We start from the raw sequence: 23473 nt of genomic DNA, 5'->3' as shown, positions 1-23473 counted from the left end.
AGTCTCGCAGCCCTCACCCGGGCCGCTGCCCGGCCCCGGCCTTCCGGGCCGCGTACCACTCGGAGGCAGGGCGGCCGTAGAGCAGGACGACACCGCCCGCGGCGACCGCCACGACGAGCACCGCGAACCAGGGCAGCGTGGGTGCGGTCATCAGCAGCAGCGGCAGCCCGTAGACGCCGGTGAGGACCGCGAGGGCGAGCCGGGCCCCGCCACGCCCGAGGAACGCCACGACCGCCAGCGCACCGTAGGCGAGGGCGAGCACCAGGAATATCCCGCCCATCACCCGGACCATCTGGGTGAGCTGGGCGAACGTCACGTGGGCCTGCGCCATCATCGCGTCGAGCTCGGCCCGCGGGATGCCGGCCTGGTTCAGCACCGACTCGTCCACCGGGGTGAGCATGGCGGCCACACCCATCAGCACGAACGGCAGCGCCGCCGCGAGCAGCAGGACCAGTGCGGTGACGACCTGCGGGGGCCGTGCCACCCGCCCCTGCGGACGGCCGGTCCCGGCAGGCGCGTCACCGGCGGCGTTCCACCGGGTCTGACCGGCCGGCGGCGCCGGGAACGGCGGCGGTGGCGCACCCGGGGTCCAGCCGTGCGGGTACGGGTTCTGCGGGTACTGCGGGTAGGTCCCCGACGACGGTCCGGGCCGGTAGTACCGCGGAGTGCCCTGCTCTCCGGGGTCGTTGCTCACGGCCCCACGGTAGCCGGACGGGTGTCCGGTTTGCCACGTTCGGCGGTACCGCGAACCCGGTCGGGTCCTCAGTGCCGCCGCTTCGGCCTCAGTGCCGCTGCTTCGGCCCTCGACCGCCGGGCCTCAGTCCAGCCAGCCGGCGGCCTCGGTCGCCCAGTAGGTGAGCACGACGTCGGCGCCGGCCCGGCGGATCGAGGTGAGCGTCTCGAGGATCGTGCGCTCGCGGTCCAGCCAGCCGTTCGCGACCGCGGCCTCGATCATCGCGTACTCCCCGGAGATCTGGTACGCGGCGACCGGGACGTCGGCGACGTCGGCGACCCGGGCCAGCACGTCCAGGTAGGCCAGCGCCGGCTTGACCATCACCATGTCGGCGCCCTCGTCGAGGTCGAGCGCGAGCTCGCGCAGCGCCTCGCGGGCGTTGCCGCCGTCCTGCTGGTAGGTCTTGCGGTCGCCCTTGAGCTGCGAGTTCACCGCCTCGCGGAAGGGGCCGTAGAACGCCGAGGCGTACTTCGCGGTGTAGGCGAGGATCCCGGTGCCGGTGAACCCGGCCTCGTCGAGCGCCGCGCGGATGACGCCGACCTGGCCGTCCATCATCCCGCTCGGGCCCACCATGTGCGCCCCGGCGCGGGCCTGCTCGACACCCATCCGGGCGTAGATCTCGAGGGTGGCGTCGTTGTCGACCCCGCCGGCGTCGTCGAGCACGCCGCAGTGGCCGTGGTCGGTGAACTCGTCCAGGCACAGGTCCGACATGACGACGAGGTCGTCACCCACCTCGGCGCGGACGTCGCGCAGCGCGACGTTGAGGATCCCGTCCGGGTCGACGGCGCCGGAGCCGGTCGGGTCGTGGTGCTCCGGCACGCCGAAGAGCATCACCCCGCCGACGCCGGCCGACGCCGCCTCCGCGGCCGCCTTCCGCAGGGTGTCCCGGGTGTGCTGGACGACGCCGGGCATCGAGGAGATCGGCACCGGCTCGGTCGCGCCCTCCCGGACGAACATCGGCAGGACCAGGTGCCGGGGCCGGACCTCGGTCTCCGAGACCAGCCGTCGCACGGCCGGGGTGCTCCGCAGCCGACGGGGACGGTGCGCCGGGAAAGCCATGCCGGCCAGCGTACGACCGGCCCCGCGGCGCCGGGCACGCGCCTCACCTCGCCCGTCACACCGGTCTCACGTGCCCCACCCCTGAACACACTCATGGCCCTTTGGTCCCGTGGCACGGGACCAAAGGGCCATGAGTGGGCTTCCGGTGGGCGCTGCCGGTGGGCTTCCGGTGGGCGCAGCCGGTGGGCTTCCGGTGGCGCGGCGGTCAGCGGCGGCGGGCCTTGACCTTCTTCGGCGGCGGCAGGTTGCCCTCGGCGCGCAGCTTGGCGGTGTGCGCGGCCAGCGCGTCGACCAGGGTCGGGACCCGGGCCTCCTCGGGCTGCACATCGACCCGCAGGCCGAACTCGCGGGCGGTCTCGGCGGTGGCCGGGCCGATGCAGGCGACCAGGGTGCGGGCGTGCGGCTTGCCGGCGATGCCGACCAGGTTCCGCACCGTGGACGACGAGGTGAAGCACACCGCGTCGAACCCGCCGGTCTTGATCGCCTCGCGGATCGGCGCGGGCGGCGGGGCCGCGCGGACGGTCCGGTAGGCGGTCACGTCGTCGACCTCCCAGCCGCGCTCCTGCAGCCCGGCCGACAGCGTCTCGGTGGCGATGTCGGCCCGCGGCAGCAGCACCCGGTCGACCGGGTCGAGGACGTCGTCGTGCGGCGGGAAGATCTCCAGGAGGCCCTCCGAGGTGGAGGACTGGGCCTCGTCGATGTCCGGGACCAGCTCCGGCTGGATCCCGAACTCGCGGACCTTCTCCGCGGTCGACCGGCCGACGCAGGCGATCTTCACGCCGGAGAACGCGCGGGCGTCGAGGCCGAACTCGGCGAACTTCTCCCACACGGCCTTGACCGCGTTGGTGGAGGTGAACACGACCCACTGGTAGCGGCCGTCGACCAGGCCCTTGACCGAGCGCTCCATCTGGGCGGGCGACCGGGGCGGCTCGACGGCGATCGTCGGCACCTCCTCCGGGATCGCACCGTGCATGCGCAGCCGCTCGCTCATCACGCCGGCCTGGTCCTTGGTCCGCGGCACGAGCACCCGCCACCCGTACAGCGCACGGGACTCCCACCAGGACAGCTCGCCGCGGCGGCCGGCGGCCTCGCCCACGGTGAGGACGAGCGCCCCCTCCAGGTCACCGCCGTCGGCGGCCAGCTTGCCGACTGACGACGACAGGGTCTTCTGGGTGGACGTGGTGCCGCCGGAGGTGATCGCGACCGGGGTCTCGGCGGGCACGCCCTGCGCGGACAGCCCGGCGGCGACGTCGGCCAGCAGCGCGCCGGTGGCGTGCAGCACGACCGGCCCCGGGGAGGCCGCGAGCGCGGCCCAGTCGACGCCCGCGCGGACGTCGGCCTCGACGTGCGCGGAGCCCAGCGCGACCCCGGCGTAGGCCGGGACGGCCGTGGAGGCCGGCACGCCCGGCACGACGTCGAACGGGGTGCCCGAGGCGGAGACGGCCATCGCCTCGGCGACGACCGCGTCGTTGGTGAGCGGGTCGCCGGAGACCAGCCGGGCCACCGACCGGCCCTGCCCGGCCTCGCCGAGCAGGTCGCTCGCGATGTCGGTGGGCTGTCCGACGGCCGGTCGCACCTCGGCTCCGTCGGCGGCAAGCGCGAGGATGGCCTCCGGGACGTCCGGGTCGGTGATCACCAGCGGCGAGCCGGCGAGCACGTCCCGGGCGCGCACGGTGAGCAGCGCCGGATCCCCCGGTCCGCTGCCCACGAAGGCGATCCGCCCCGAGGTGTTGGCAGGTCCTGTCATCGTTTACGAACTCCCGATCCAGCGGTTGGCGGAGCTGTCGAGACCCGCGGCGGGCAGGTCCTCGGCTCCCAGGTCGAGAAGCTCGTGCGCGACCGCGGCTCCGAGCTTCTCGGCGGCGTCCATCTCTGCGGTGGCGGAGGCGCGCACCACGGCGCCCTCCGCGATGTCCCCGACCCCCAGCACGGCGCGCAGCGACAGCCGGTCGACCGCGTGGCCCTCGTCGTCCAGGTCCGAGACGACGTCGGCCAGCGCTCCGACCGGCGTGGTGCAGCCGGCCGCGAGGGTGGCCAGTACGGCGCGCTCCGCGGTGACCGCGACCCGCACGGCCGGGTCGTCGAGCACGGCGCGCAGGACGTCGACCACGTCGGTGTCGGCGCTGCGGCACTCGACCGCGAGGGCGCCCTGGGCGGGGGCGGGCAGCATCTGCAGCGGATCGATCAGCTCGTCCGCCTCCTCGATGCGGCCCAGCCGGCGCAGCCCGGCCGCGGCGACGACCACCGCGTCCAGCTCGCCGGAACGGACCTTCCCGATCCGGGTGTCCACGTTGCCGCGGATCGGCAGCACCTCGAGGCCCTGGCCGAGCGCGTACAGCTGCACGCCGCGGCGCGGGGACCCGGTACCGACCCGGGCGCCGCGGCCCAGCTCGCCCAGCACGCGGCCGTTCGTGACCAGCGCGTCCCGGACGTCCTCCCGCGGGGGGACGGCCGCGATCCGCAGGTCCTCGGGCTGCGCGGTGGGAAGGTCCTTGAACGAGTGCACGGCGACGTCGATGTCACCCGCGGTCAGCGCGTCCCGCAGCGCCGACACGAACACCCCGACCCCGAGCTGGGTCACCGGGGCCGTCGAACGGTCACCGCTGGTCGCGACGGTGACGAGCTCGCACGGGTACCCGGCGGCGGTGAGCCGGTCGGCGATCGTGGTGGTCTGGGCGACCGCCAGCTTCGACGGCCGGGTTCCGATCCTCAGTGGGGTCACGAGATCTGCTCCGGGGGACGGGACCCGAGCGGCGGGGTCACGGCGTCGGGGCCCGACCAGCGCAGGGCGGCCCCCACGTCGGTGCCGTCGACGCGGGCGTCGGCCCCGCGGACCGGTGCGGCGACGGCCGCGGCGGCCTGCGGGTCGAGCTCGAACAGGGTGCGAAGTGCGGCGGCGTAGCTGTCGCCGTCCGGGCCCTCGGCCAGGCGCTTGACCTGCACCGTCGGGGTGTGCAGCAGCTTGTCGACGACCCGGCGGACGGTGCGGGACAGCTCGTCGCGCACCTTGTCGTCCAGGTCGGGCAGCCGCGAGTCGAGCCGCAGCAGCTCGGCGTCGACGACCTCCGAGGCGCGGCGGCGCAGCGCGGTGACGGTCGGGGTGACCTCCGCCGAGCGCTGACCGGCCAGGTACTGCTGGACCTCCTCGTCGACCATCCGCTGCGCCGCACCGACGGAGCCGCCGTCGACGTCGTCGGACGCGTCGAGCAACCGGCGCTGCAGGGTGATGAGGTCGACCATCCGCACGCCGGGGAGCTCGCCGACGACCGGGTCGACGTCACGGGGCAGCCCCAGATCGCAGACGACCAGTGGCCGGTCCCGGCCGGTGCCGAGCGCCGCGGTGACGTGGTCCGCGTCCACGACGTGCCCGATCGCACCGGTGCACGCGAGCAGCAGGTCCGCGTCACGCAGCTCGGCCGAGAGGTCGTCGAGGGGGGCGAACCGGGCGGAGGTGCCGTGCTCGCGCACCTTCTCCGCCAGCCGCTCGCCACCGTCGGCGGACCGGTTGACGACGACGACCTCGGCCGCCCCGGCCCGGCGCAGGTGCGCCGCGGCCAGCGCACCCATGGCACCCGCCCCGACGATCACCGCCCGGGCACCGTCGAGACCGGGACCGCCGAGCTCGCGGTCGGCGTCGCGCAGGGCCTCGGAGACGACCGAGGCCCCGGCCTCGTCGATCCCGGTGCCGGCGTGCACCCGCTTGCCGACCCGCAGGGCCTGCTGCACCAGCTCGTGCAGCACCTTGCCGACCGCGCCCGACTCGTCCGCGGTGGCGTAGGCGCCGCGGAGCTGGCCGAGGATCTGCGACTCGCCGACCACCATCGAGTCCAGGCCGGCCGCCAGCTGGAACAGGTGCTGGACGGCCGCGCCGGCGTAGTGCACGAAGAGATGGTCGGACAGCTCGCCGATCGGGAAGCCGGCGTGGCCGCCGAGGACGTCGGTGACGTCGCCCAGGCCGCCGTGGAACGCGTCCACGACCGCACAGACCTCGATCCGGTTGCACGTGGAGAGCAGCACCGCCTCCTCGACGTGCGTGCGGTCGAGCATCTCCTCGAGCAGCTTGGGCACGTCGTCCGGCGCGACGGCGAGGCGCTCCAGCACCTCGACCGGCGCGCTGCGGTGCGACAGGCCGACGACGAGGACGCTCATCGCGGGGACACCACCGATCCGTTCGTCTCGCTCGTGTCCCGGCCGCCTGCCGGGACGATCGCCTCGCCGCCGGCCCTGCTGCCGGGGGCGGGGCCCGGCTCGCCGGCACCGCCGGCGGAGCCCGGCTCATCAGTACCGCCGGCGGAGCCCGGCACACCGGCGCCGTGCCGGCGGGCCACGTGGAACGCGAGAACCTGCAGCTCGACCGAGAGGTCGACCTTGCGGACCTCGACGTTATCCGGCACCTGCAACAGCACCGGCGCGAAGTTGAGGATGGACTGCACCCCACCCCGCACGAGCAGGTCGCAGACCGACTGGGCGGCGTGCGCGGGGGTCGCGATCATCCCGATCGTGACGCCGCCCTCGGCGCACGCCTCCGGGATGTCCCGGACGTGCCGCACCAGGATGCCGTTGATCTCGACGCCGACGAGGTCGTCGTCGACGTCGAACAGGGCACTGACCGGGAAGCCGCGCCCGGCGAACCCGGCGTAGCCGGCGAGCGCGAGGCCGAGGTTGCCCACCCCGACCAGCGCCACCGACTGCCGGTGGTCCATGCCGAGCTCCCCGCGGAGCCGCTCCTGCAGCGACGCGACGTCGTACCCGACCCCGCGGACACCGTAGGAGCCCAGGTAGGAGAGGTCCTTGCGGAGCTTCGCCGAGTTCACCCCGGACGCCCCGGCGAGCTCCTCGGAGGAGACGGTCTCGACCCCGGACTCGCGCAGGTCACCGAGCACCCGCAGGTAGACGGCGAGCCGGGACACGGTCGCCTCGGGCACCGGGCGGGCGGGGCGTTCCCCGTCCGACGCCGCCTCGGCCACCGCGGCGTCGCCGTCGGTGCTGCCGGGGGTGGTGGGCGGCAGGCTCACGGGCCGTCCTCCTCCGGCGTCGGTCGCGGGCGCGCTCGGGTTCCGTCGCTCGTCCGGCTCGCGGGGGTTGTTCGCGGACGGTCGGTCATCGAAACTGTTCGTGCTCCGGTCGGGGCTCTCGCTGGCCGCACCCCCGGCGGCAGGGCCGGCGGGGACACGGTCGCCGGTGCCCGGTCGCGGACCGGCCGCGGGCGGCCGGTCGACGCGTCACGGGCGGGCCCGGCGACGGGAACCCACGGTAGCCGCTTGTGAAGGCACGCACAAAGTTGCGATCTTGGTCCGCTCCGTGCTCACGCACCGCTCTGACCAGGAACGACCGGTGGTCGATGCACAGGGGCCGCTCACCGTGCGACATAGGGCACTCCGAGGCCCACGCCACGATCGGCGTTCTGCTCGCGCTGCCGCCCCTTCGCGCCCGTGGTCCTGCGCGGCCCCGGGCCCGGAGCGGCCGCCGGCGGCGAGCGCGCCCAGCCGTGCGCCGAACGCGTCGCGGCCCGATCCCGCGGACACCAGGGTGCGGTGAACACCACCCGCCTCGGGGGAGCGGCCCTCGACGCGCACACGTCCCCCGGATACGGGCAGCAGCGTGCTGATCGACACCCCGGCCTCAGGTCGACACGCACGTTCCTGCCCCGACTACGGCCGGTACGTGCTGATCGGATCGTGGCAGGCCGTCCGCTCGCACGAATCCGCCCCCGTGCCGGCACCACCGCGCAGATCGACTCCGCACCCACCGTCCACGCGCACGCTTCCGCCCCGAGCACGGCCGATACGTGCAGATCGACATCAGTCCGTGGGACGACATGCACGATCTCGCCCCGGCGACGGCCTGATCGTGTTGATCGACCCACGGGCGACGAGCACCTGCGGGTCAGCCCGACAGGTCCGCCCGCAACCGGGCCTCGTCGACCCGGAACGAGTCGTGTTCCCGGCCGTCCAGCAACACCACCGGCACCTGGTCGCCGTACTCGGCGCGCAGCTCCGGGTCGGTGTCGACGTCGAGCGTGTCCCATCCGGTGCCGGTCTCGGCGCACACCCGCGCGACGATCTCGGCGGCGTCGGCGCACAGGTGGCAGCCGGCCCGGGTCAGCAGCCGCACCCGCACGGTCACATCCACGCCAGCGTCCGGCGGGCGATCTTGCCCGTGGGCGTGCGGGGCAGCTCGTCGGTGAACGCGACGACCGCGGGCCGCTTGAACCGGGCGAGCCGGGCCGCGCAGTGCTCGACGATCCGTTCCTCGGTGAGCCCGGACCCCGGCACGGCGACCACGACGGCCTTCACGGCGGCGCCGGTCCGGTCGTCCGGCACCCCGACGACGGCGACCTCGGCGACCGCGTCGAGCTCGGCGACGACCTGCTCGACCTCGCGCGGGTAGACGTTGAACCCGTTCACGATCACCAGGTCGGACGACCGGTCGACCAGGTGCAGGTCGCCGTCGGCGTCGAGGTAGCCGACGTCGGCGGTGACGAACCAGCCGTCCTCGCCCGGACCGCCGGAGCCGTCCGGCCAGTAGCCGGAGAACAGGTTCGGCCCGCGCAGCGCGATCAGGCCGGTGTCGTCGCCGGTGTCGGAGCCGACGTCGAGGTCGATCTCCTCGTCGTCCGCCGGGGGTTCCGGCTCGTCGAGCGGGCGGCCGGCCGCATCCACCAGCCGCAGCTCCACACCCGGCAGGGGCTTGCCGACCGACCCCGGCTTCGCCGGCCGGCCGAGGTCGTTGCTGGTGATCACCGGGCCGCCCTCGGACAGGCCGTAGCCCTCGTGCAGGTCGAGCCCGGTCGCGGCGCGGAAGTCGGCCAGCCAGTCGGCGCGCAGCGGGGCGCCGCCGGAGGTGCACAGCCGCACCCCGCCCATCGCGGACCGGAGCCGCTCGGCCGGCAGCCCGAGCAGGGCCCGGAACATCGACGGGACACCGGCGATCACGCTCACCCGCTCGTCGACGACGGCGTCCACCATCCGTTCCGGGTCGAACCGGCCGGGCAGGACGACGGTCGCCCCGGCCCAGCAGACCTGCAGCAGGCCGGCGGCGAGGCCGTAGACGTGGAACAGGGGCAGGGCCAGCAGCACCCGGTCGACGCCGTTCACCGGGGCCGGCCGCAGCTCGGCGGCCTGCCGGCGGTTCGCCAGCAGCGCCCGGTGGCTCAGCTGCACCCCGCGCGGGCGCCCGGTCGTGCCCGACGTGAAGACGATCACGGCGAGCCGCTCGGGGTCCGCGGGTGCCCGCTGCGGGGCGACGTCCGGGGCGGGCGCCGACGGGTCCGGCGGCGCCAGTAGCCGCGCCCCGCAGCCCTCCGCGCACCCGGCGGCCGCCTCGTCGTCCGGCCCGGCCACGACGACGACCGGTTCGGCCTGGCCGAACACGACCTCCAGCTCGCGGGTGACCGATCCGGCCGCGAAGGGCACGACGACGGCGTCCGCGCGCAGCGCGCCGAACACCGCGACGCAGTAGGCGGCGCCGTCCGGCAACCCGACGGCGACCCGGTCGCCGGGCCGGGCCCCGGAGGCCCGCAGCCGGGCCGCCTCGGCGCTCACCGCCGCGTCGAACGCCGCCCAGGACAGCGTCAGCGGGGCGGCGCCGGACAGGTCGCGGACGGCGTCGTGCCCGGGCCGGTCGGCGGCGTTGCGGGCGATCAGGTCGGCGAGGTGGACGATCGACCCCTCGGCGGGTGCTGGCTGGGAACTCGGCACGGGAGGTCTTCCTCTCGACACGACTCGTGACGCGTGCGGTCAGTCTGGCAAACGGCCGCCGCGCGCACGCACCGCTCGTCGCTGCATACGTACCGTGTCAATTCAGTCACACTGAGCTAACGGTTCGCTGACCGCGCACATGCGGCCGCTCGGCGGACCGAGGCGCGGTGAGAGGCAGGACGTGCCATGCGCCACTCGATCAACGTCTATGCTCCGCCGCTACATGAGGTTCAACGCGCGAACCGCCGGTTCGTCGCGCGACTCACCCGAGGGAGTGGCATGCAGATCGCCAGCGCACCGCCACGCGGTGCCGGCGCCGAGCGCCGCGCCGCACACGGAGCGAGGTGCGACGTCCTGCGCCGCGCCGGGCCCACCGACCGGTGCCGTACCGGCCGGCGCCCGAGCCCTCGGGACCCATGACCCGACCGATGCGCCCGCACCGGTCCCCCCGGCACGCCGAACACCCCGAGACCGCAGCCGACCCAGCCGTCCGTCCCGACCGGGCCCCCGACCCCGGACGGGACCGACCCGACGCCGTCCGCCCCCAGCCGGACGGGGAGGTGTCCGTGACTTCAGCGACCTCAGCACCGTCCGCGCCGACGGGGCCGATCGCGTCCGCTCCCCTGGTCGACGCTCCCCCGCACCACCCGAACCGGACCGCCCTGCCCGGTACGGACCAGAACATGCCGGCTCCCCGCCGGGCCCCGCAGATCTCGCAGGACGTGCCGCGACCCGAGCACGGCGACCCCGCCGCCGAGGCGGCCCGCGCGGTCGAGGACGCCAACAGCTCCTGGGCCCTCGTCGAGGCCTGCCAGTCCGGCGACGCCGGGGCGTTCGGCGAGCTGTACGAGCGCTACCACGACGTCGTGTACCGGTACGTGCTGTTCCGGATGGGCGACCGGGCGTTCGCCGAGGACGTCACCCAGGAGACCTTCGTCCGGGCGCTGCGCCGGATCTCCTCGGTCACCTACCAGGGCCGCGACATCGGGGCCTGGTTCGTCACGATCGCCCGGAACCTGATCTTCGACCATGTGAAGTCGAGCCGGTACCGGCTCGAGCAGACCACCTCCGAGATGGTCGACTTCTCGCCGGCGACCGGCGGCCCCGAGCAGCAGGTGCTCGACATGGCCACCAACGAGGAGCTGCTGGCCTCGATCGCCAAGCTCAACCAGGACCAGCGCGAGTGCATCCAGTACCGCTTCCTGCGCGGCCTCTCGGTCGCCGAGACCGCCGAGCTGATGGACCGCAACGAGGGGGCTGTGAAGGCCCTCCAGCACCGGGCCGTCCGCCGGCTCGCCCAGCTGCTCCCGGACGGTCTGCGGTGAGCGGCGCAGCGGCCGGAACGGCCGCAGCACGAGGGACGCTGCGGGTTACTGCGGTGAGCGCACAACTCGATGCGGTGAACGGTAGCGGGGCCGTAACCTCGTGGCCGGTCGGTCGTTGTGCAGACGAGCGCGCCAGGTACGCGCCGACGAGCAGCGCGAGACTGCAGTGAGGACGGACGGCATGCCCAGGGCATGGGACGACAGGTATCCGGCGGAGGACGGCTTCGACCGGGCCCCGGCGGGCGCTCCTGCGTCGGAGGAGCTGGCGCACGAGGTCGCGCTGGCCGCGGCGCTCGACCGTTCGCGCCGTGACCTCTCGCCGGACCCGCACGCCTCGGACCGGATGCGGCAGCGCTTCTTCGACGTGCTCGCGCGGGAGGGTATCGGGGGTGCGGAGCAGCCCGGGAGCGGGCCGTCGCACGGCGGCCGGCCCACCGGCCCGCACGCCGACCGGGGCGACCTGACCGCGCCGATCGGCCCGCCGATCGCCGATGACCTCGACTGGGACGCGGTGTCCAGCCGGCGCTCCGCCGGGGAGCGCACGCCCGTCGCCGACGACCCGGGTGCGCGCTCGCCGCGCCCGCGCCGCGGCCGGCACGTGCTGCCGAGCGACCACCCGGACCACCCGGAGCGGTCGACGGCCGCCGCGGCCGCCGGCCCGGCCCGTGACACCGACGCCGGTCCCGGCCGTGACGAGGCCGCCCGCCCGTCGGGCCCGCGGATGCTGGAGCGCCGCCGCCCGAGCGTGCGCAAGCGCTTCGGCATCGTGGTCGGCGGGTTCGCCGCGATCGCGGTGATCGCCGGCGTGACCTCGACGGTCAGCCGGGACGCCCTGCCGGGCGACACCATGTACGGCATGAAGCGGGCCAGCGAGAGCGTCGGCGGGGTCTTCACCGTCGGCGAGCAGGCCGAGGCCGCCCGCCAGCTCGACCTGGCCCGGTCCCGGGTGGACGAGCTGGAGAGCATGGTGGCCCGCGCGACCCCGCCGTCGCCGGGCGAGGTCGCGGCCGCCATGGAGGACTTCCACCGGGCCACCGGCACCGGCAGCCGGCTGATGCTGGCCGACGCCGGCACCGACGGCGCCGGCTCCGCCCGGCTCGCCGAGCTCCGGACGTGGGCGGCCGCCCAGTCCGGCCGGCTCACCCGGCTGCAGGAGGAGCTGCCCGCCGAGAGCCGCCCGGCGACCGCCGACGCCGTCGAGCTCCTCGACCGGGTGCTGGCGCGGGCCGAGGCGCTGCGCGCGGGCAGCGGCTGCGCCACGGACGGCGGGGGCACCGTCGACGACCTCGGGCCGGTCCCCGGCGAGTGCCGCACGGGCGGAACGACGAGCGGCGACGCCTCCCGGCAGTCGGCGACGTCGACGCCGGAGGAGTCCACGACACCGTCCGGGACCGGGTCGCCGAGCGCGGAGACCACGAGCCCGGAGACGTCGTCGTCGGAGGCCCCGACCAGCACGACCGAGAGCGGCGAGACGAGCCGCGGCGGCCTGCCGCTGCTGGGCGACCCCGGGGTCCCCACCAGCAGCTCGCCGAGCAGCACGCCGTCGCAGGGTCCGTCGTCGCCGGACGGCAAGCTGCTCCCGCCGATCACGCTCCCGCCGCTGCTGCCCGGGCTCGGTTCGGCCACGGGCGACTGATCCGCGTTCCGCCCGCGCGCAAGTAGGCTGGGAGCGCGCCCGGGCATCCTCAGGGCGCGTGACGCCGTCGCACCAGGAAGGCCGCCGTGGTGAGTGATCCCGGGTCCGTTCCCGACGAGGTCAACCTCGACCCGACCGGGCGCGAGACCGGGCTGGCGGAGGAGCCCGGCGTGCTGGAGAGCGCGACCGCGCTCGACTCCGCGCAGCGGGCCGGGCAGGCCTCGGCCGCCGCCGCGGTCGCCGCCGAGCACGCCGACGCCCGGCTCGAGGAGCCCGACGCCGACGCCCCGCCGCCGGACCTGACCGCGGCGGCGTTCTTCGACGTCGACAACACGATGATGGTCGGCGCGTCGATCTTCCACTTCGCCCGCGGGCTCGCCGCACGCAAGTTCTTCACCACCTCCGACCTGGCCGGCTTCGCCTGGCAGCAGCTGAAGTTCCGGATCGGTGGCCGGGAGGACAAGGGCGGCATCGCCGGGCACCGGGACACCGCGCTGTCGTTCGTCGCGGGCCGGCCGGTCGACGAGGTCGTCGCGCTCGGCGAGGAGATCTACGACGAGCTGATGGCCGACCGGATCTGGACCGGCACCCGGGCGCTCGCCCAGATGCACCTGGACGCCGGACAGCGGGTCTGGCTGGTCACCGCGACCCCGGTCGAGCTGGCCCGGATCATCGCCCGCCGGCTCGGGCTGACCGGGGCGCTCGGGACGGTCGCGGAGTCGGTCGACGGCCTCTACACCGGCCGGCTGGTCGGCGAGATCCTGCACGGCCCGGCGAAGGCGCACGCGGTCCGCGCGCTGGCCGCGGCCGAGGGCCTGGACCTGCGGCGCTGCACCGCCTACTCGGACTCGGTGAACGACGTCCCGATGCTGTCGGCGGTGGGCACCGCGGTGGCCGTCAACCCGGACTCCGAGCTGCGGGACGTGGCGAAGGCCCGGAACTGGCAGATCCGCGACTTCCGGACCGGGCGCAAGGCGGCCCGGATCGGGGTGCCGTCGGTGCTGGGCGCCGGCGCGGTGGCGGGTGCGGTGGCGGCCGGGATGGCCTACCGGAAGCGCTAGCTAGTCCCCGCCGGGGTCCGCACCGTCGTCGCGGTAGCGCTCGGCGTAGCGCCGCGCCGCCGCGGCGCGCTCGCCCGCGGTGGCGGCGGCCCGTGTCGCCCGGGCGGTCCCGGCCGGGAAGCCGGCCTTCACCACCCGGTTCTCGACGGCCTCCTCCATCACGAACAGCGAGTACTGCAGCGACACCAGCCAGCCGAGCAGCAGCGCCGTGAGCCTCAGCCACAGCGGGCCGGGCACCAGCAGCGCGATCGGGACCGACAGGACGGTCAGGAGCGCCACCGTGCGCGCGAAGTGCCGCACGTGCCAGGTCCGGCAGGTGGTGTCGTGCAGCACCCAGTCCCGGTGGCGGGCGGGCAGCCGGCCCCCGGCCGCGTACCACAGCCAGCGCAGCGGGCCCGGCCGGCGGGGCGCGTCCACCGCGGCTCAGCCGAGGAAGACGTTCCGGCGTTGGGACAGCAGCCGGTACAGCGTGTGCTGGATCGTCTCCCGGACCTGGTCGGTCAGGTTGAACACCAGCATCGGGTCCTCGGCGTCGGCCGGGGTGTGCTGGTCGGTGTGGATCGGCTCGCCGAACTCGATGTACCACTTCGACGGCAGCGGGATCAGCCCCGCCGGGCCGAGCAGCGGGAACGTGGGGGTGACCGGGAAGTACGGCGCCCCGACCAGCCGGGCCAGCGGCGCGATGTCACCGATCTTCGGGTAGATCTCCTCGGCCCCGACGATCGAGCACGGGATGATCGGCACGCCGGTGCGCAGCGCCGCGGAGACGAAGCCGCCGCGGCCGAAGCGCTGCAGCTTGTACCGGTCCCGGAAGGGTTTCCCGATGCCCTTGAACCCCTCCGGGAACACGCCGACGAGCTCCCCGGAGGTCATCAGCCGTTCGGCGTCCGGGTTGCAGGCCAGGGTGGCCCCGGACTTGCGGGCCAGCGACCCGGACACCGGGAGCCGGAACATCAGGTCCGCGCCCAGCAGCCGCAGGTGCCGGTGCCCGGGGTGGTCGTCGTGGACGGCGACGGTGGTCATCGCGGCGTCCAGCGGCAGCGTCCCGGAGTGGTTGGCGACGAGCAGCGCCCCGCCGGTCTCCGGGATGTGGTGGGCACCGATCGTCTCGACCCGGAACCAGTGCCGGTAGAGGGGGCGCAGGGTGGGCAGCACCATCGCCTCGGTCAGCTCGGGGTCGAACCCGAACTCGTCGACCTGGTAGTCGCCGGCCAGGCGGCGGCGCAGGAACTCCAGCACCTGCTCCAGCGCGGACTCCCAGGCCGGCTGCTCGGTCTCGTCGTCGGGCGCCTCCGGCATCGGCGGGACGGCCGCCGGCCGGACCGGCTCCTCGGCCCGCGCGGGCCGGGCAGGTCCCCGGTTGCCCCGGATCGGGATCACCCGCGCCTCGGCCATGCCGTCGCCCTTCGTCGTCCCGCCGCGCCGCCCGCGCGGCTGCCCGTTGTCGTGCACCGTCATGCCGCCGCCTAGCGCAGCGCCCGGGCCAGGCCGAGCACGGTCCGCTCGGCCGCGGCGATCCGCTCCGGGCCGAGCACCGGGCTGAGCGCCTTGCCGCGGACGAAGTCGTCGAACGCCTGGGTGGTCGTCCAGCGCGGTTCGAAGCCGAACTCGTCGATGAGCCGGGTCAGGTCGACGACCCGGCCGAAGTTGAGGAAGCGCATCTGCTCCGGGGAGAAGTCGACCACCCGGGCGCCGCGCAGCACCCGGCTCACCGGGCTGACGGCGCTGCTCGGGACCGGCACCGCGATCTTGCCGGCGCGGCGGATCGCCTGGGACAGCATCAGCACCCCGTGCGCGGCGACGTTGAAGACGCCGGGCAGCTCGTGGGTGGCGGCCCGCTCCAGGACGGCGAGGCCGTCCTCCTCGTGCAGCAGCTGGATCCGGGCGTCGTAGCCGAGCACGGTCGGCACCACCGGGAGCGCGAAGTAGCGGGTCAGGACGGTGTCGATCCGGGGCCCGATGAAGTTGGCGAACCGGAGCACGGTGGTCGTCACGTCCGGGCGGCGGCGGCTGAACCCGCGCAGGTAGCCCTCGATCTCGGCGGCGTCCTTGGCGTAGCCGCCGCTGGGGAGGTCCTTCGCGCCGATCGCCTCGTCGAACACCGCCGGGTCGCGGGAGCTGGAGCCGTACACCGCGGTCGTCGACTTCAGCACGACCCGCCGCACGCTCGCCGCCTTCTGGCAGGCGGCGAGCAGCTGCATCGTGCCGATCACGTTCATCTCCTTCATCGTCGCCCGGCCGCCCGCGGAGGCGGGGCTGGCCGACAGCGACGCGTGCACCACGGTGTCGACACCGGCGGTGGAGATGACCTTGGCGATCAGCGGGTTGCGGATGTCGGCGCGCACGAACTCGGCGCGGCCCATCCGCTTCAGCAGGTCCCGCGGCGGGGGGACGGTGTCGACGCCCAGCACCCGGTCGATGTCCGGGTTCGCGGCCAGCCGCGCGGCCAGGTGCCCGCCGAGGTATCCGCTCACACCGGTGACCAGCACGACGTTCGGGGTCGGCTGGGACATGGGCGACCTCACTGAGCGAGGAGGAACGAGCGGGGGACGACCGGGTCGATGCTAGCCCTCGCCGGTCGCAGCGGGCACGGTCCGGACGGCCCGACACGGGTGACGTGTCGATGAACGCCGGCCGGGTGCCCGTGTGAACGACACCGGCCGCGCACCCGCACGGAGCGGGTACGCGGCCGGTGCGCGAGTCACTTGCCGAGCTTGCGGCGCTGCACCCGGGTCTTGCGCAGCAGCTTGCGGTGCTTCTTCTTCGACATCCGCTTGCGGCGCTTCTTGATGACCGAGCCCATGGGGTGCTCCTCCTGTGTCGACGCAGATCGCCCGCGACCGCTCCACCGGGTGACCTCGAGGCGGGCCGCCCGCGCCGTGCGAACGGTGCGGGGGTGCGACCGGTGGGGGTCGGCAGCCGGTGCGCCAGTCTACCGGGGTCCGCGCCGGCCCCCGGACGGGGGACCGTGCGAGCCGGGCCCGCGCCTCAGCCCGCGTCGAAGTAGGCGTTGCGCAGGTAGTCCTCGACGGCGCGCTGCGGCACCCGGAAGGAGCGGCCGACCCGCGCCGCGGGCAGCTCGCCCGAGTGCACGAGGCGGTACACGGTCATCTTGGACACCCGCATCATGGACGCGACCTCGGCCACCGTCAGGAACTGCACCTGGGCCGGCCGCAGGGGCTCGGGACGTTCCGCCGGCATCGTGCACCGCCTTCCTCCCCCGGTACGGACCTTCCGGATGTCCCGGTGGTGGGGGATGCAGGTGGAGTCTACCGGTGCGGATGTGACGATCGGTCCCTGCGTGGGTGGCCCGTTCGTGCATGGCTGCGGCGCGTCAGGGTGACGCCTGGTCATCCGATGCGCTGAACGGGGGACGACGGGCGGTGCTCAGCCCCGGCCGAGTTCGACGGACCGGTCGTGGGCCGCGGTGACGGCGTCCGCGAAGGCCGAGCGCAGCCCGTGCCGCTCCAGCTCGCGCAGCCCGGCGGCCGTCGTCCCGGCCGGGGAGGTGACGTTCTCCCGGAGCACGGCCGGGTGCTCCCCGGTCTCGCGCAGCATCCGGGCGGCGCCCAGCGCGGTCTGCACCGTGAGCTCGGTGGCCGCGGCGCGGGTCAGCCCGAGCCCGACACCCGCCTCGATCATCGCCTCGGCGACCAGGAAGAAGTACGCGGGCCCCGAGCCGGAGACGGCGGTCGCGGCGTCCTGCTTCGCCTCGTCGATCCGCAGCACCGAGCCCACCGTGCCGAGCAGCGACTCGGTCCGGGCGAGGTGCTCGTCGGTGGCGTGCGCGCCCGGGGAGATCGCGCACATGGCGGCGCCGAGCAGCATCGGGGTGTTCGGCATGACCCGCACCACCGGGGTCCCCGCAGGCAGCGCGCCCTCGAACAGCGACGTCGGCAGGCCCGCGCACAGCGAGATCACCAGCGCACCGTCCTCCAGCGGGCCGGTCACCTGCCCGAGCAACGCGACGACGTCCTGCGGCTTCACCGCGACGACGACCGTGTCGGCCCCGCGCACCGCGTCGGCCACCGGCTCGGCGGCGACCCCGAGCCGCGCGGACAGCTCCTGGGCCCGCTCCGGCGCCTTCTCCGTGAACACGAGGTCCCCGGCGTCCCGCCCGGCCGCCAGCAGGCCGCCGAGCAGCGCCTCCCCGATCCGTCCCCCACCCAGTACCGCGATGCGTGTCATGGGGGCAGCCTAGGAAGCTGTTACCGGGGCAGCGGGGCGAGGGCGAGCTGGCGGGCCTGGCAGACGGTGCGCCCGGCCGCGTCGACGACGGTCACGTCCTCGTCGAACTGGCCACCCGCGACGGTCCGCGAGCGGGACTCCACCCGCAGCCAGCCCGGCACCGGCCGCGCCCGCAGCAGCGCGGTGAGCTGCACGGTCGGCGCCCAGGCCGGCGACCCGCCGAGGTTGAACACGGTCGGCGGCAGGATGTCCCCCGCCAGCAGCGCGAACAGCACGTCCGGGTCCTCGCCACGCGGCCGCACCCAGCCGGACATCTCCGGCGGTCCGGTCTCCCCGCGCAGGAACGGCAGCGCGTCCGGCGGGTACCGCAGCTCGCACGCCGCGGCCAGGCCACGGGCCCCGCCCTCGGCGGATCCGGGGTCCACGGCGTCGGTGGCCGGTTCGGCGGCGAGGGCGGCACCGGTCTCCCAGCGGGGCTCCCCGTCCGGGAGGACGCCGGCGGTGACCGTCGCGTGCAGCATCGTCCGCCCGTCCTGCAGCATCCGTACCGCGACCGACGAGACGGTCCGGCCGATCTTGAGCGGGGTGGCCTCCAGCTCGACCGGGCGCAGGTCGGGGGCCCGCAGGAAGTCCGCGGAGACGGCGAGCGGGTCGGGGGCGGGCGCGTCGCCGGCTGCCAGCCGGGCCAGGCCGGCCTTCGCCATCAGCACCATCAGCAGCCCGCCGAACGCCTTCGGGCCGACCGCCCAGACGTCGTCGAGCCGGGCGCGGAACCGGCCGTCACCGAGGTCGTCGAGGACGTGCGCGTCCGCGAACGGGCGCCCGGTGCGGACCGTCGTACTGGTCATGCCCCGCACGTTACCTGCGAGTAGGTTCGGCGAGAACCCGCCGGGACTCCTTCCGGACGGTCGGTGCGAGGTGCAGGCGGGCGAACAGCAGCGACTCGGCGAGCAGGCCGGTGCGTTCCTGGCGGGTCCGGCAGCGCCGGGTGGACACCTCCAGGACGACGGTGCCGCCGCTGCGCGCGAACGGCCCGTCGGCCAGCGCCTGGCAGACCTGCGCGCACGGCTGGCCGCCGCGGCCCGGGACCAGGTGCTCGTCCCGCGGGGCGCCGGAGCCGTCGGTCAGGTGCAGGTGGGTGAGCCGGCTCCCCATGCGCTCCATGAGCCCCAGCGCGTCCACGCCCGCGGCCGCCGTGTGCGACAGGTCCAGGGTGTAGGCGCCGAAGCCGACCTCCGTGGGGTCGTGACCGGGCGCGTACGGCACGGTGCTGATCGCGCCGCGCTTCACCGGGAACATGTTCTCCACCGGCAGCGTGACGTCGTGGTGCTCCCGGGCGCGGGCCACCTCGTCGGCGAACACCCCGGCGTAGCGCCGCTGCCAGCGGAACGGCGGGTGCACGACGACGGTCCGCGCGCCCAGCCCGGCGGCGACCTGCACGGTGCGGCGCAACCGGAGCACCGGATCGGCACCCCACACCCGCTGGGTCACCGCGAGGCAGGGCGCGTGCACGGCGAGGACCGGCACGCCGTACCGCTCCGCGAGCCGCTCGACCGCACGCGGGTTCTGGCTGACCGGGTCCGTCCAGACCATCAGCTCGACTCCGTCGTAGCCGAGCTCCGCGGCGATCTCGAACCCGGCCGCGACCCCCTCCGGGTAGACCGACGCGGTCGAGAGTGCGATCGGCACCCAGGGCGGTGGCACGGCGGGCACGCGTGGGGGCGACGTCATCGCACCTGGAGTCGCCGCCCGATCGCGCATCGTTACCGGTCCAGCAGCACCAGGATCGCCGGGGACACGGTCAACAGCAGCCCGACCAGCACCGCGAACAGCGTGGTCTTGAGGTCGTCGTTGCGCAGCAGGGCGCGGACGCCGAGCACGAGGCCGACGGTGAGGACCACGGCCAGCGCGAGCGCCACGATCGGGAACGAGAACCACAGGTAGCGGAACAGCACCCAGATCGCGGCCCCGGCGACGGCACCACCGATCCACTGCGCGATCACCACGGCCCACGCCTGCCCGGTGCCCGCGGCGCCGGCGGACCCGGCGTCCGCGAGCCCGGCGGGCGCGCGGCCCTGCTCGGTCCCGTCCGCGGCGCCGGCGTCGTCCGGCTCCTCCGGACGACGGCGGCGGCCGAGCCGGCCGCGCGACGCGTCGTCCCCGGCGGTGCCGTCCTGGTCCTCGCCGGTGTCCGGAGGGGCGGGGGCGGCGAGGGCGGCGGTCCGGCCCCCGTCCGGCCCCTCCTGCTCGTCGTCGTCGACGAACGGGTCGTAGGCCCCGGTCGGCGGGCCCGGGTCGGCGGGCGCGGGCCGGTCGTCGGCGTCGTCCTCCAGCGGCGGGGCCCCGATCTGGGTCGGCGGGCCGCCGTCGGCGTCGGCCGCGGGGCGGCGGGCCCCGAACCGGCTGGTCGGGATCTCGTCGGCGCCGCCGGGACCGTACGGGCCGCCGTCGCCGGACGTCCGCGGTTCGGGCGGGCGGGCGACCGGGCGGGCGGGCGGGTCAACGGGCGGCGGGCCGTAGCCGCCGCGGTCGAACCCGTTCGCGTAGCCGTTCGGGGCGGGGCGGGGCTCGCCGGGGCCCTGCGGGGCACCGTTCGGCGCGTACGCCTGCGGCCCGTGCCCGTTCATCGGGCCGCGCGGGGGGAACACGCCGGTCGGCCCGTCGGCGGGCTGCGGCCGCCGGGACGGGAACGACGGGTGCTCGGCCGGGGCCTGCCCCTCGCCGGGCCGGCCACCCGGGCCGGGCGGTCCCGGCGGGCGCGGCCGGTCGGCGGACACGGGCCGAGGCGGCGCCCCGGCTCCGGCCGGCGCGTCGGGCGCGGGACGACCGGGACCGGGCGGCGGGGTGCCGCCGGCCGGCTCGTCCTCGGCCGCACGCCGGCGGCGGCGCCGCCCGCCGGTCTGCGCGCCGCCGTTGGCGGCCAGCAGCTCGGCGACGGTCCGCTGGCGGGGCTCTCCGCTGTCGACACTCATCACGACCACCGTGCCCTGTGTGTTGTCAAGGGTCCAAGCCCACCCTGCGAAACGTGCGCCGAGCGGTCGTCCCCGTTCGCTCCGTCGAGCATGTCGAAGCGGCGCAGGATCACGCCCTCGCGCAGTGCCCACGGGCAGATGTCGAGCTCGTCGACGCCGAGCGCGTCCATCGCGGCCTGCGCCACGACGGTGCCGGCGACGAGCTGGTGCGCCCGGCTGGGGCTGACGCCGTCCAGCTGGGCGAGGTCCGGCCCGGACATCCGGGTGACGAACGCCGACAGCTGGCGCAGCCCCTGCGCGGTCAGCGCGCGGTGCGCCCGCGGCCCCGCGCCGGACGGTGCCGCGCCGGTCAGCCGGGCGAGCGTCCGGAAGGTCTTCGACGTCCCAACCGCGCGGTCCGGGGTGCCGGCGGCGCGCAGCCGCCCGGCGACCGGGGCGAGCTCGTCGCGGACCCGCTCGGTGAGGGCCGCGATCTCGGCCCGCGACGGCGGGTCGGCGGTGAACGCCTCCCGGGTCAGCCGGCCCGCGCCCAGCGGCACCGACGCGGCGATGTCCGGGGTCTCGTCCCGGCCGACCGCGAGCTCCAGGGACCCGCCGCCGATGTCGAGCACCAGCAGGCGGCCCGCCGACCAGCCGCACCAGCGGCGGACGGCGAGGAAGGTCCAGCGGGCCTCGTCCTCGCCGGGCAGCACCTCCAGGGTCACCCCGGTCTCCCGCCGCACCAGCGCCAGCACCTCGGCCGAGTTCGTGGCGTCGCGCAGCGCCGAGGTCGCGAAGGCCATCAGGTCGTCGCAGGCGGCGGCCTTGGCGATGTCGCGGGCCCGGTGCACGCTCTCCAGCAACGCCTTGATCCCGACCGGCCCCAGCGCGCCCCCGGCGTCGAGGTGCTCGGCCAGCCGGAGCTGGTCCTTGTCCGAGGACATCGGCGTGGGGTGCGCACCGCGGTGCGCGTCCACCACGAGCAGGTGGACGGTGTTGGACCCCACGTCGAGCACGGCCAGGCGCACGCGATCAGGTTACCGAGCCGTTATCGACGGCCGGGCAACCCCTTCGTCACACCTCGAACTTGTAGCCCAGCCCACGGACCGTGACCAGGTAGCGCGGGTTCGACGGGTCGTCCTCGACCTTCGAGCGCAGCCGCTTCACGTGCACGTCGAGGGTCTTGGTGTCGCCGACGTAGTCGGCGCCCCACACCCGGTCGATCAGCTGGGCCCGGGTCAGCACCCGGCCCACGTTGCGGAGCAGGTACTCGAGCAGGTCGAACTCCTTGAGCGGGAGCGCGACCTCGGCGCCGTTGACCGACACGACGTGCCGCTCGACGTCCATCCGGACCGGCCCGGCCTCCAGCACGCCGGAGCCGCCCTCGGCCTCGCCGTTCGGTTCGCCGCCGCGGCGCAGCACGGCGCGGACCCGCGCGATCAGCTCGCGCGCCGAGTACGGCTTGGTGACGTAGTCGTCGGCGCCGAGCTCCAGGCCGACCACCTTGTCGATCTCGCTGTCCCGGGCCGTCACCATGATCACCGGGACGGCGGAGCGGGAACGCAGGGCCTTGCAGACGTCGGTGCCGCTCATGCCGGGGAGCATGAGGTCGAGCAGCACGATGTCGGCGCCGTTGCGGTCGAACTCGCTCAGCGCGTCGTTGCCGTTCGCCGCGACGGCCGTGGTGAAGCCCTCCTTGCGCAGCATGAACGCGAGCGGGTCCGCGAAGGACTCCTCGTCCTCCACGATCAACACCCTGGTCATCTCATCCTCCGGTTCTCGCGGCCCGTTCCGGTGCGCCCGTGACGGCGCCGGTGATCCCCATCCGGGCGGGGAGCCGCATGGTGAACGTCGATCCGGTGCCGGGGCGGCTCCACAGCCGCACCTCGCCACCGTGGTTCGCGCAGACGTGCTTGACGATCGCCAGGCCCAGGCCGGTACCCCCGGTCGCCCGCGACCGCGCCGGGTCGACCCGGAAGAAGCGCTCGAAGACCCGCTTCTGGTGTTCCGGCGCGATCCCGATGCCCCGGTCGGTGACCGCGATCTCGACCGACCCCTCCACCTCGCGGCGGCTCACCGACACCGAGGAGTCGGCGGGCGAGTAGGCGATCGCGTTCTCGACGAGGTTGGTGAGCGCGGTGACCAGCAGGCTCCGGTCGCCGTCGACGACCAGGCCGGACGCCTCGTCCGCGGTGATCTCCACGCTGTGCGACTCGGCCGAGTTGCGGCTGCGGGCGAGCGCCTCGTCGACCACGTCGTCGACCTCGACGGCGGCCAGCTCCGGCAGCCGCTCGGCACCGGTCAGCCGGGACAGCGCGATCAGCTCGGACACGAGGTTGCCCATCCGGGTGGCCTCGCGCAGGAGCTTCTCGCCGAACCGGCGGACCTCGGCCGCATCGGGCTCGGACCCCTCGGCGGGTTCGAGGCCGTCGAGCGTGTCGAGCAGCGCCTCGGCCAGCAGCCCGACCGCACCGACCGGCGTCTTGAGCTCGTGGCTGACGTTGGCGACGAAGTCGCGGCGGGTCGCCTCCAGGCGGGCCACCTCGGAGGTGTCGACCGCCTCGACGAGGGCGAACCCGTCGCCGAGCGCGCGGACCCGGGCCTGCACCGCGACCGGCCCGCGGGGGGTGCGCTCCAGCGGCGACAGGTCGACCTCGAGGGACCGGTCGCCGGCGTGCACCCGCTGGCAGGCCGCCCAGGCGCGGGGGTCGAGCCGGTCGCCGGTCACGGCACCGAGCGCCTCGGCGCGCGGGTTGTGCAGCAGCACCTCGCCGCCGGACCCGACGACCGCCAGCCCGGACGACGACTCCCGGAACGTGC

Annotated in this window: 23 protein-coding genes; 3 read left to right on the top strand and 20 right to left on the bottom strand. The window is 75.3% G+C overall.

From position 1 onward, the window contains the following. Positions 1–13: 13 nt before the first annotated feature. The 8 genes from H7X46_RS00695 to H7X46_RS00660 form a co-directional block, all read right to left on the bottom strand. Positions 14–694 carry a hypothetical protein gene (locus tag H7X46_RS00695; RefSeq protein WP_186357554.1) on the bottom strand — a complete coding sequence of 227 codons (681 nt, stop codon included), beginning with the start codon at positions 692–694 and terminating at the stop codon, positions 14–16. A gap of 123 nt (positions 695–817) precedes the next feature. Further along, entirely contained in the window at positions 818–1792 is a 975-nt protein-coding gene (gene hemB, locus H7X46_RS00690) for a porphobilinogen synthase (RefSeq protein ID WP_186357553.1), read from the bottom strand. A gap of 205 nt (positions 1793–1997) precedes the next feature. Then, positions 1998–3539, bottom strand: a complete 1542-nt coding sequence (locus H7X46_RS00685) for a bifunctional uroporphyrinogen-III C-methyltransferase/uroporphyrinogen-III synthase (protein ID WP_186357552.1) — start codon at positions 3537–3539, stop codon at positions 1998–2000. A 3-nt stretch (positions 3540–3542) separates the two neighbouring features. Further along, the gene (hemC, locus tag H7X46_RS00680) at positions 3543–4514 is read right to left on the bottom strand and encodes a hydroxymethylbilane synthase (protein ID WP_186357551.1); all 972 of its coding nucleotides are present in this window, start codon (positions 4512–4514) and stop codon (positions 3543–3545) included. Beyond that, on the bottom strand, positions 4511–5941 hold the full coding sequence (locus tag H7X46_RS00675; RefSeq protein ID WP_186357550.1) for a glutamyl-tRNA reductase: 1431 nt from the start codon (positions 5939–5941) through the stop codon (positions 4511–4513). Before H7X46_RS00675 ends, hemC begins: the two co-directional genes overlap by 4 nt. Then, positions 5938–6807: a redox-sensing transcriptional repressor Rex gene (locus H7X46_RS00670; RefSeq protein WP_370588548.1), complete on the bottom strand. Its 870-nt coding sequence runs from the start codon at positions 6805–6807 to the stop codon at positions 5938–5940. The genes H7X46_RS00675 and H7X46_RS00670 overlap by 4 nt, the downstream gene beginning before the upstream one ends. A gap of 871 nt (positions 6808–7678) precedes the next feature. Further along, positions 7679–7918, bottom strand: a complete 240-nt coding sequence (locus H7X46_RS00665) for a glutaredoxin family protein (RefSeq protein WP_186362356.1) — start codon at positions 7916–7918, stop codon at positions 7679–7681. Next, positions 7915–9492, bottom strand: a complete 1578-nt coding sequence (locus tag H7X46_RS00660; RefSeq protein WP_370588547.1) for an AMP-binding protein — start codon at positions 9490–9492, stop codon at positions 7915–7917. Before H7X46_RS00660 ends, H7X46_RS00665 begins: the two co-directional genes overlap by 4 nt. A gap of 683 nt (positions 9493–10175) precedes the next feature. On the opposite strand from H7X46_RS00660, the gene H7X46_RS00655 reads away from it, so the two are divergent. From H7X46_RS00655 to H7X46_RS00645, 3 genes are all read left to right on the top strand, one after another. Further along, positions 10176–10817, top strand: a complete 642-nt coding sequence (locus tag H7X46_RS00655; protein WP_186362355.1) for a sigma-70 family RNA polymerase sigma factor — start codon at positions 10176–10178, stop codon at positions 10815–10817. Between the two features lie 181 nt (positions 10818–10998). Then, positions 10999–12453, top strand: coding sequence for a DUF5667 domain-containing protein (locus H7X46_RS00650; protein ID WP_186357548.1), 1455 nt, complete (start codon positions 10999–11001; stop codon positions 12451–12453). A gap of 152 nt (positions 12454–12605) precedes the next feature. After that, complete coding sequence (locus tag H7X46_RS00645; RefSeq protein ID WP_222131470.1) at positions 12606–13514, top strand: HAD family phosphatase; 909 nt, start codon at positions 12606–12608, stop codon at positions 13512–13514. On the opposite strand, the gene H7X46_RS00640 is transcribed toward H7X46_RS00645, so the two are convergent. The 12 genes from H7X46_RS00640 to H7X46_RS00585 all read right to left on the bottom strand — a co-directional run. After that, complete coding sequence (locus tag H7X46_RS00640; protein WP_186357546.1) at positions 13515–13931, bottom strand: DUF5313 family protein; 417 nt, start codon at positions 13929–13931, stop codon at positions 13515–13517. Between the two features lie 6 nt (positions 13932–13937). Beyond that, complete coding sequence (locus tag H7X46_RS00635) at positions 13938–14909, bottom strand: lysophospholipid acyltransferase family protein (RefSeq protein WP_186362354.1); 972 nt, start codon at positions 14907–14909, stop codon at positions 13938–13940. A 71-nt stretch (positions 14910–14980) separates the two neighbouring features. Further along, on the bottom strand, positions 14981–16027 hold the full coding sequence (locus tag H7X46_RS00630; RefSeq protein ID WP_186357545.1) for an NAD-dependent epimerase/dehydratase family protein: 1047 nt from the start codon (positions 16025–16027) through the stop codon (positions 14981–14983). Between the two features lie 188 nt (positions 16028–16215). Beyond that, a complete protein-coding gene (locus H7X46_RS00625) occupies positions 16216–16317 on the bottom strand; it encodes a 30S ribosomal protein bS22 (protein WP_010241351.1) in 102 nt (33 codons plus the stop codon). A 185-nt stretch (positions 16318–16502) separates the two neighbouring features. After that, positions 16503–16715 carry a helix-turn-helix domain-containing protein gene (locus H7X46_RS00620; RefSeq protein ID WP_186357544.1) on the bottom strand — a complete coding sequence of 71 codons (213 nt, stop codon included), beginning with the start codon at positions 16713–16715 and terminating at the stop codon, positions 16503–16505. 186 nt (positions 16716–16901) lie between these two features. Beyond that, positions 16902–17702: a pyrroline-5-carboxylate reductase gene (gene proC, locus H7X46_RS00615; RefSeq protein WP_186357543.1), complete on the bottom strand. Its 801-nt coding sequence runs from the start codon at positions 17700–17702 to the stop codon at positions 16902–16904. Between the two features lie 20 nt (positions 17703–17722). Then, positions 17723–18550 (bottom strand): thioesterase family protein, encoded by an 828-nt coding sequence (locus tag H7X46_RS00610; RefSeq protein ID WP_186357542.1) that lies wholly within the window; start codon positions 18548–18550, stop codon positions 17723–17725. A gap of 10 nt (positions 18551–18560) precedes the next feature. Continuing rightward, positions 18561–19433 (bottom strand): sugar phosphate isomerase/epimerase, encoded by an 873-nt coding sequence (locus tag H7X46_RS00605; protein ID WP_186357541.1) that lies wholly within the window; start codon positions 19431–19433, stop codon positions 18561–18563. 32 nt (positions 19434–19465) lie between these two features. Continuing rightward, positions 19466–20674 carry a Yip1 family protein gene (locus tag H7X46_RS00600; protein WP_186357540.1) on the bottom strand — a complete coding sequence of 403 codons (1209 nt, stop codon included), beginning with the start codon at positions 20672–20674 and terminating at the stop codon, positions 19466–19468. Next, positions 20674–21681: a Ppx/GppA phosphatase family protein gene (locus tag H7X46_RS00595; RefSeq protein WP_186357539.1), complete on the bottom strand. Its 1008-nt coding sequence runs from the start codon at positions 21679–21681 to the stop codon at positions 20674–20676. Before H7X46_RS00595 ends, H7X46_RS00600 begins: the two co-directional genes overlap by 1 nt. A gap of 46 nt (positions 21682–21727) precedes the next feature. Further along, positions 21728–22417, bottom strand: a complete 690-nt coding sequence (locus H7X46_RS00590) for a response regulator transcription factor (RefSeq protein WP_186357538.1) — start codon at positions 22415–22417, stop codon at positions 21728–21730. Position 22418: 1 nt separating this feature from the next. Then, positions 22419–23473: cell wall metabolism sensor histidine kinase WalK (locus H7X46_RS00585; RefSeq protein WP_186357537.1), on the bottom strand; the 1055-nt coding region annotated here is incomplete at its 5' end.

The sequence above is a fragment of the Pseudonocardia sp. C8 genome, from assembly GCF_014267175.1.
Taxonomy (GTDB): domain Bacteria; phylum Actinomycetota; class Actinomycetes; order Mycobacteriales; family Pseudonocardiaceae; genus Pseudonocardia.
Note: the sequence above shows the minus strand (reverse complement) of the source record. Positions and strands in the feature narration are given on the sequence as shown.